The organism is Bifidobacterium xylocopae, assembly GCF_003315615.1.
GTDB lineage: Bacteria > Actinomycetota > Actinomycetes > Actinomycetales > Bifidobacteriaceae > Bombiscardovia > Bombiscardovia xylocopae.
Genome location: NZ_PDCH01000063.1, coordinates 1 through 451, shown reverse-complemented (window position 1 = coordinate 451; position 451 = coordinate 1). Strand labels below are relative to the sequence as shown.

Genomic DNA, 451 nt, shown 5'->3' with positions numbered 1-451 from the left:
GGTCTGCTATCAGGCGTTCCTGGCCGGCATGGGCACTGGTGCCGATGTGTTACTCGCCCAATGTGATAGTCGGTTGGACGATGCCCTTCATGGTGTGGATGACCCACTCTCCGCGGTTTTGGCATTCAGCGTAGTGACCAAGACGCACGGGGACGTGAACCTCACCATCGCAAGGCTGCAGCATCCATCCCTCGCTGCATTCGAACCCCTGGAGGACACTCATGAGCGATGAGCTAGATCGCATACTGCTGAAGATCAATCGCCTGCTAGCCATCGCCGAGGAGCCGGCGGCAAGCCAGAATGAGGCCGACATGGCCTTCGCACGGGCGCAGAAGCTGAAGAACGAGTACGCCATCATGGACTGGCAGTTGCATGCCCAGGACCGGCGCAACGATCCCATGGTCATGCTGAGGGTGGACCTGGACAGCGGTCCGGTCGACCAGTACAAGAC

General features: G+C 59.9%; 2 protein-coding genes. Both read left to right on the top strand.

The genetic code is table 11. The annotated features are described in order from the left end of the window. Nucleotides 1–232 (top strand): hypothetical protein (locus CRD59_RS08255; RefSeq protein WP_236632800.1); only part of this gene is annotated, 232 nt, incomplete at its 5' end. Further along, nucleotides 222–451: DUF2786 domain-containing protein (locus CRD59_RS07635; protein WP_130341232.1), on the top strand; the 230-nt coding region annotated here is incomplete at its 3' end. The genes CRD59_RS08255 and CRD59_RS07635, both read left to right, overlap by 11 nt.